This window comes from Streptomyces sp. adm13(2018), from assembly GCF_008042145.1.
Lineage (GTDB): Bacteria > Actinomycetota > Actinomycetes > Streptomycetales > Streptomycetaceae > Streptomyces.
The window spans coordinates 642697-648918 of sequence record NZ_RDBH01000129.1 but is presented as its reverse complement, the minus strand read 5'-3'; the positions used below and the strand labels follow the sequence as shown (position 1 = coordinate 648918).

Here is a 6222-nt window from a genome sequence, read left to right as displayed (position 1 = left end):
CGGGGGCTGCGCCGTGAGGGTGTCGTAGAGGGGCCAGCCGTCCTCGTCGTGGATACCGTGGGCGGTCGGGAGCAGGCCGCGGGCGGCGGCCTCGTCGAGGAAGCGGCGGGCGACTCGGGCGCGGTCGGCTCGGGCCGCGCGGGCGGCGCGGGGGCGCTGCCCACGGGAGCCGCGCCCGCGGCCGGGGGCAGCCCCATCGCCCGCACCATCAGCGCCCGCGCGTCCGCGTCCCCCGGCGCGTGCTGGAGCGCGACGGCCGCCTCCGCGACGGCCTCGTCGTTCCGTCCCTCGGAGAGGAGGAGTTCGGCGAAGTGAAGACGCAGGGGTACGTCACCGGGGGCGGCGGCCACGGCGGCGCGCAGACTGCGGATCAAGGGGGACTCGTCGGCCATGCGGTCAGCCTAAGGAGCGCGCGGGGCCGGATGTCCACCGGGTTCGGTCCGTTGCAGACTCCGTACACTTCCCCGGATGAGACGCGACCGCGTACCGCGCAGGCTGACGGTCGGCTCCACGGTCTGGCTGTGGACGGTCGGGCACCACCACACCCCGGACTGCCTGACGTTCCTCACCCTGCGCCGCGCCGAGAACCGGCACGCACAGCTCCGGCTGGTCTTCCGGGACGGCCCCGGCCGCATCGTCGCCGGCTACCCCTTCGGCGCGGGCGACATCGCCGCGACGGGTCCCGGCGACATCCTCAACCTGAACGAGCCGGGCGTCGCCCGCCGCTTCCTCGACGAGGCCGCCGCCCGCGGCCTGCTCCCGACCGCCCACGGTATCCACGACGAGGACGGCTGGCCCCTCTACGACACCCTCACGGCGCAGCCCCCGCCCGGGAACGCCTGACAGCGGCGCCGCGTCCGCCGCGGCGCGCCAGGTCCGCTGAGGCTCAGCTCCAGCGGCCCGTGCGGCCCAGCACGAGCGCCGTCGCCGCCGTCCCCGCCGTCGAGGTCCGCAGCACGCTCCGGCCGAGCCGGAACGGCTTCGCCCCGGCCGCCTCGAACGCGGCGAGCTCCTCCGGGGACACCCCGCCCTCGGGCCCGACGACCAGCACGATCGAGCCCTTCGCCGGGAGTTCGGCGGTGGCGAGCGCGCCGCTGGGGTGCTCGCGGTCCTCGTGCAGTACGGCCGCGAAGTCCGCGCCGGCGAGCAGCGCGGCGACCTGCTTGGTCGTCATGGCCTCCGCGACCTCGGGGAACCGGGAGCGGCGCGACTGCTTCCCGGCCTCGCGCGCGGTGGACCGCCACTTGGCGAGCGCCTTGAGGCCCCGGTCGCCCTTCCACTGGGTGATGCAGCGGGCGGCGGCCCACGGCACGATCGCGTCCACCCCGGTCTCCGTCATGGTCTCGACGGCGAGTTCGCCCCGGTCGCCCTTGGGCAGGGCCTGGACGACGGTGATCCGGGGCTCCTCCGCCGGGTCCTCGTGGACCTCGTCGACCCGCACGGTGAGCTGGTCCTTGCCCTCGGCGGCGAGCACCGCGCAGGCGGCCCAGCGGCCCCGTCCGTCGGCGAGGACGAGTTCCTCGCCCGCACGCAGCCGCTTCACCGAGACCGCGTGGCGGCCCTCGGGTCCGTCGAGGAGGAAGGTCCCCGGGCCGGGGACGGCGTCGACGACGAAGACGGGTGCGGTCATGAGGCACTCCTGTGGGGCAGCTCGGAGAGAGCGGTGTCGAGTTCGGCGGCCAGGACCTCGACCAGCTGCCCGGCGGGCAGATCGCGGGCGAGCCGGTGGCCCTGACCGGCCCACAGTGCCATGCCCTGGGCGTCGCCCGCGGCGGCGGCGGCCTTGCGGAGGGGGGCGGTGAGGTGGTGGATCTCGGGGTAGGCGGCGGGGGCGTACGGCCCGTGCTCCCGGACGAAGCGGTTCACGAGGCCCCGCGCGGGGCGACCGGTGAAGGCCCGGGTGAGGGCGGTCCGGGTGTACAGCGGGTCGGTCAGGGCCCGCTTGTGCAGCGGATGGGCGCCGGACTCGGGGCAGCCGAGGAAGGCCGTGCCGAGCTGGGCCGCGTCCGCGCCGGCGGCGAGGACGGCGGCGATCTGCGCGCCGCGCATGATGCCGCCGGCGGCGACGATCGGGAGGGCGACGCTCTCGCGGACCTGGCCGAGCAGGGCGAGCAGCCCGGTGCCCGGGGCGTCCTCGGCGGGGTCGTCGCGGAAGGTGCCTTGGTGCCCGCCGGCCTCGGCGCCCTGCACACAGACGGCGTCCGCCCCGGCCTGCCGGGCGGCGAGGGCCTCGTCGGCGGAGGTGACGGTCACGATCGTGACCGTGCCCACCCGTGCGAAGGAGGCCAGGACCTCGGGCGTGGGGCAGCCGAAGGTGAAGGAGACGACCCGGACGGGGTCCTCCAGGAGGATCGCCAGCTTCGCGTCGTACGCGTCGTCGCGGTGGTCGTCGGTCTCACCGAGCGGGGTGTCGTACCAGGTGGCCTCGCCCGCGAGCTGGTGCCGGTAGACCTCGACGGCGGCGGGGTCGGCGGGCCGTCCGGAGTCCGGCAGGAAGAGGTTCACGCCGAAGGGGCGCGCGGTGAGCCCGCGCAGCTGCTTGATCTCCTGGTAGAGGCCGCCGGCCGTCTTGTACCCGCCGGCCAGGAACCCGAGCGCGCCGGCCGCGGCCACGGCTCCGACCAGCTCGGGGGAGGAGGCGCCACCCGCCATGGGGGCCTGCACGATCGGGAACCGAGACAGATCGTTCAGTGCGGTGGTGGACATATGGGCATCGTGCCATGCCCCTGCTTCCGGGCCGAATCGGTCCGTCAGGTCATGGAGAGATGCGGCGGGGACGGCGGAAGGGGCGGCGTCCGCCCGCGCGGATGCCGCCCCTTGCGTACCGTCGAACCGGGCTCTACCGCCCGTTGAACGCGTCCTTCAACCGCGAGAACAACCCCTGCTGCCCCGGCTGACCGTGCCCACCCGGGAGGACGACCCCCGGACCCCCGACACCGCGCCTACCGCCCGTTGAACGCGTCCTTCAACCGCGAGAACAACCCCTGCTGCCCCGGCTGGAACTGCCCGGTGGGCCGTTCCTCGCCGCGCAGCTTGGCCAGTTCGCGCAGCAGGCGCTCCTGCTCGGCGTCCAGCTTGCCCGGGGTCGTGACCTCGACGTGCACGATCAGGTCGCCCCGGCCGTTGCCCCGCAGGTGCGTGATGCCGCGGCCGTGCAGCGGGATCGACTGGCCGGACTGGGTGCCCGGCCGGATGTCGATCTCCTCGACGCCGTCGAGGGTCTGCAGCGGCACCTTGGTGCCGAGCGCGCCCGCGGTCATCGGGATGGTCACCGTGCAGTGCAGGTCGTCACCGCGCCGCTGGAAGGTGTCGTGCGGCGTCTCGTGGATCTCGACGTACAGGTCGCCGGCGGGGCCGCCGCCGGGGCCGACCTCGCCCTCGCCCGCGAGCTGGATCCGGGTGCCGTTGTCGACACCGGCCGGGATCTTGACCGTGAGGGTGCGGCGGGACCGCACCCGGCCGTCGCCCGCGCACTCGGGGCACGGGGTCGGGACGACGGTGCCGAAGCCCTGGCACTGCGGGCAGGGCCGGGAGGTCATGACCTGGCCCAGGAAGGACCGGGTGACCTGGGAGACCTCACCGCGGCCGCGGCACATGTCGCAGGTCTGCGCGGAGGTGCCGGGCGCGGCGCCCTCGCCGGAGCAGGTCGTGCAGACGACCGCCGTGTCGACCTGGATGTCCTTGGTGGTGCCGAAGGCGGCCTCGTTGAGGTCGATCTCCAGCCGGATCATGGCGTCCTGGCCGCGGCGGGTCCGCGAGCGCGGTCCGCGCTGGGAGGCCGTGCCGAAGAAGGCGTCCATGATGTCGGAGAAGTTGCCGAAGCCACCGGCCCCGAAGCCGCCCGCGCCGCCTCCGCCGGAGGCCGACAGCGGGTCGCCGCCCAGGTCGTAGACCTGCTTCTTCTGCGGGTCCGAGAGGACCTCGTAGGCGGCGTTGATCTCCTTGAAGCGTTCCTGCGTCTTCGGATCGGGGTTGACGTCCGGGTGCAGCTCGCGCGCGAGCCTCCGGAACGCCTTCTTGATCTCGTCCTGGGAAGCGTCGCGGCGCACGCCGAGTACGGCGTAGTAGTCCGTGGCCACTTACGACTCCGCCAGGATCTGTCCGACGTAACGTGCCACTGCGCGTACCGCTCCCATCGTTCCGGGGTAGTCCATGCGGGTCGGTCCGACCACGCCGAGTTTGGCGACTGCTTCGCCGCCCGAACCGTAGCCGACCGAGACGACGGACGTGGAGCTCAGCCCCTCGTGGGCGTTCTCGTGCCCGATCCGTACGGTCATGCCCGATTCCTTGGCCTCGCCGAGCAGCTTGAGGAGCACGACCTGCTCCTCCAGAGCCTCCAGGACGGGCCTGATCATCAGGGGGAAGTCGGGGCCGAAGCGGGTGAGATTGGCGGTGCCGCCGATCATCAGCCGTTCCTCGTGCTCCTCGACCAGGGTCTCCAGGAGGGTCGCGAGCACGGTCGACACCGTGGCGCGGTCCTCGATCTCCTCGAAGGACTCGGGAAGGTCCTGCACCAGCTGCGGCACGTCGGCGAACCGGCGGCCGACGACCCGGCTGTTGAGCCGGGCCCGCAGGTCGGCCAGCGAGGTCTCGCCGAACGGCGCGGGGCAGTCCACGACCCGCTGCTCGACGCGGCCGGTGTCCGTGATGAGCACCAGCATCAGGCGGGCGGGGGCCAGCGAGAGCAGCTCCACGTGCCGGACCGTCGAACGGGTCAGCGAGGGGTACTGGACGACGGCGACCTGCCGGGTCAGCTGGGCGAGCAGCCGGACCGTGCGGCCGACGACGTCGTCCAGGTCGACCGCGCCGTCGAGGAAGTTGTGGATGGCCCGGCGCTCGGGCGTCGACAGCGGCTTGACGCCGGCGAGCCGGTCGACGAAGAGGCGGTACCCCTTGTCGGTCGGAATGCGGCCGGCGCTGGTGTGGGGCTGGGCGATGAAGCCCTCTTCCTCCAGGACGGCCATGTCGTTGCGCACGGTGGCGGGCGAGACGCCGAGCTTGTGGCGCTCGGTGAGCGCCTTGGAGCCGACCGGCTCCTCCGTCCCGACGTAGTCCTGGACGATGGCGCGCAGCACTTCCAGCCTGCGTTCGCTGAGCATCGGGCGCACCTCCAGCTGTCGTCGTCGTTCCGGTTGCTCCGCTTTTGGCACTCCCCCTGTTCGAGTGCCAGCGATCCCCCGGCCAGTGTACGGCGGCGGGCGTCGCTCCTGGCAAGGTGGCGGCGCCCCCACCGGTTAGCGTCACCGCATGGACGTGCATTGGGAAGCGTACGGATGGGAGCGGCTCGCGGACGGGGTGGGCCGGCGACGGCTGCCCGGCTGGGACGCCACGGTCGGGCTGGTGCTGGGAGAACAGGGGGTGTTGCTGTACGACACCGGCTCCACGCTCGCGGAGGGGGCGGAGCTGCGCGGCCAGGTCGCGGACCTCACGGGCGGGCGCAGAGTGACACACATCGCACTGAGCCATCCGCACTTCGACCACGTGCTGGGCACGGCCGCGTTCGCCGGCGCGGAGGTCTTCGGCGCGGTCGGTTCGGACGACCTCCTCTCCCTGGACCGGGAGCGGGAGGCCCTGCGCCGCGACGCCGTGCGGCAGGGGGTCGACGCGGCGGCCGCCGCCGAGGCGGTGGACGTCCTCGTGGCGCCCCGGCACGTCGTCTCCGGCGAGTGGACGCTCGACCTGGGCGGCCGCCAGGTCCTCCTCGCCAACGTCGGGCCCGGCCACACCGGCCACGACCTGGCCCTCTGCGTGCCCGGCGACCGCGAGGTGGTGTTCTGCGGCGACCTGGTCGAGGAGTCCGGCGAGCCGCAGGCGGGCCCGGACGCGATCCCGTCCCGCTGGCCGGACGCGCTCGACCGGCTGCTGCGGCTCGGCGGCGAGGACGCGGTGTACGTGCCGGGGCACGGGGCGGTGGTGGACGCCGCGTTCGTCCGACTCCAGCGGGAGGAACTGGCACGCCGCTTCCCGGTGGCCTAACGTCACCGAAATGCGCAGCTACAACCCGGACCTGACTCCCCCTTGGAAGAAGTCGGCGCCCGTGCCCGAGGTGCCGGCCGACCGTGATCTGGTCGTCGAGGAGGTCACGACGGGCTTCTGCGGGGCGGTGATCCGCTGCGAGGCGGGCACGGTGACCCTGGAGGACCGCTTCGGCAAGCACCGTGTGTTCCCGCTGGACCCACGGGGCTTCCTCCTGGAGGGCCGGGTCGTGACCCTGGTCCGCCC

7 protein-coding genes and 1 pseudogene are annotated in these 6222 nt (G+C 73.8%); 3 read left to right on the top strand and 5 right to left on the bottom strand.

What is annotated here, in order from left to right:
• Nucleotides 1-392, bottom strand: a 392-nt coding sequence (locus EAO70_RS19505) for a tetratricopeptide repeat protein (protein WP_148005246.1), incomplete at its 3' end; no start/stop codon positions are given.
• 76 nt (nt 393-468) lie between these two features.
• Between EAO70_RS19505 and EAO70_RS19500 the strand changes: the two genes are divergently transcribed.
• Complete coding sequence (locus tag EAO70_RS19500) at nt 469-843, top strand: hypothetical protein (RefSeq protein WP_148004167.1); 375 nt, start codon at nt 469-471, stop codon at nt 841-843.
• A gap of 43 nt (nt 844-886) precedes the next feature.
• Here the strand turns inward: EAO70_RS19500 and EAO70_RS19495 are convergent, their stop codons facing one another.
• The 4 genes from EAO70_RS19495 to hrcA form a co-directional block, all read right to left on the bottom strand.
• Nucleotides 887-1630: a 16S rRNA (uracil(1498)-N(3))-methyltransferase gene (locus EAO70_RS19495; RefSeq protein ID WP_148004166.1), complete on the bottom strand. Its 744-nt coding sequence runs from the start codon at nt 1628-1630 to the stop codon at nt 887-889.
• Nucleotides 1627-2706: a nitronate monooxygenase gene (locus EAO70_RS19490; RefSeq protein WP_148004165.1), complete on the bottom strand. Its 1080-nt coding sequence runs from the start codon at nt 2704-2706 to the stop codon at nt 1627-1629. Before EAO70_RS19490 ends, EAO70_RS19495 begins: the two co-directional genes overlap by 4 nt.
• A 236-nt stretch (nt 2707-2942) precedes the next feature.
• Complete coding sequence (gene dnaJ, locus EAO70_RS19485; protein WP_148004164.1) at nt 2943-4079, bottom strand: molecular chaperone DnaJ; 1137 nt, start codon at nt 4077-4079, stop codon at nt 2943-2945.
• Nucleotides 4080-5099 carry a heat-inducible transcriptional repressor HrcA gene (gene hrcA / locus EAO70_RS19480; protein WP_148004163.1) on the bottom strand — a complete coding sequence of 340 codons (1020 nt, stop codon included), beginning with the start codon at nt 5097-5099 and terminating at the stop codon, nt 4080-4082.
• Between the two features lie 148 nt (nt 5100-5247).
• Here hrcA and EAO70_RS19475 point away from each other — a divergent pair, with 148 nt between their 5' ends.
• Together EAO70_RS19475 and EAO70_RS19470 are read left to right on the top strand one after the other, a co-directional pair.
• Nucleotides 5248-5976 carry an MBL fold metallo-hydrolase gene (locus tag EAO70_RS19475; protein ID WP_148004162.1) on the top strand — a complete coding sequence of 243 codons (729 nt, stop codon included), beginning with the start codon at nt 5248-5250 and terminating at the stop codon, nt 5974-5976.
• A 10-nt stretch (nt 5977-5986) separates the two neighbouring features.
• A pseudogene (locus EAO70_RS19470) lies at nt 5987-6222 on the top strand (DUF3097 family protein); the annotation flags it as partial.

Excerpts from the sequence above, each read along its gene's own strand:
- EAO70_RS19500 (WP_148004167.1), top strand. The coding sequence starts at position 469 with ATGAGACGCGACCGCGTACCGCGCAGGCTGACGGTCGGCTCCACGGTC.
- EAO70_RS19495 (WP_148004166.1), bottom strand. The coding sequence starts at position 1,630 with ATGACCGCACCCGTCTTCGTCGTCGACGCCGTCCCCGGCCCGGGGACC.
- EAO70_RS19490 (WP_148004165.1), bottom strand. The coding sequence starts at position 2,706 with ATGTCCACCACCGCACTGAACGATCTGTCTCGGTTCCCGATCGTGCAG.
- hrcA (WP_148004163.1), bottom strand. The coding sequence starts at position 5,099 with ATGCTCAGCGAACGCAGGCTGGAAGTGCTGCGCGCCATCGTCCAGGAC.
- EAO70_RS19475 (WP_148004162.1), top strand. The coding sequence starts at position 5,248 with ATGGACGTGCATTGGGAAGCGTACGGATGGGAGCGGCTCGCGGACGGG.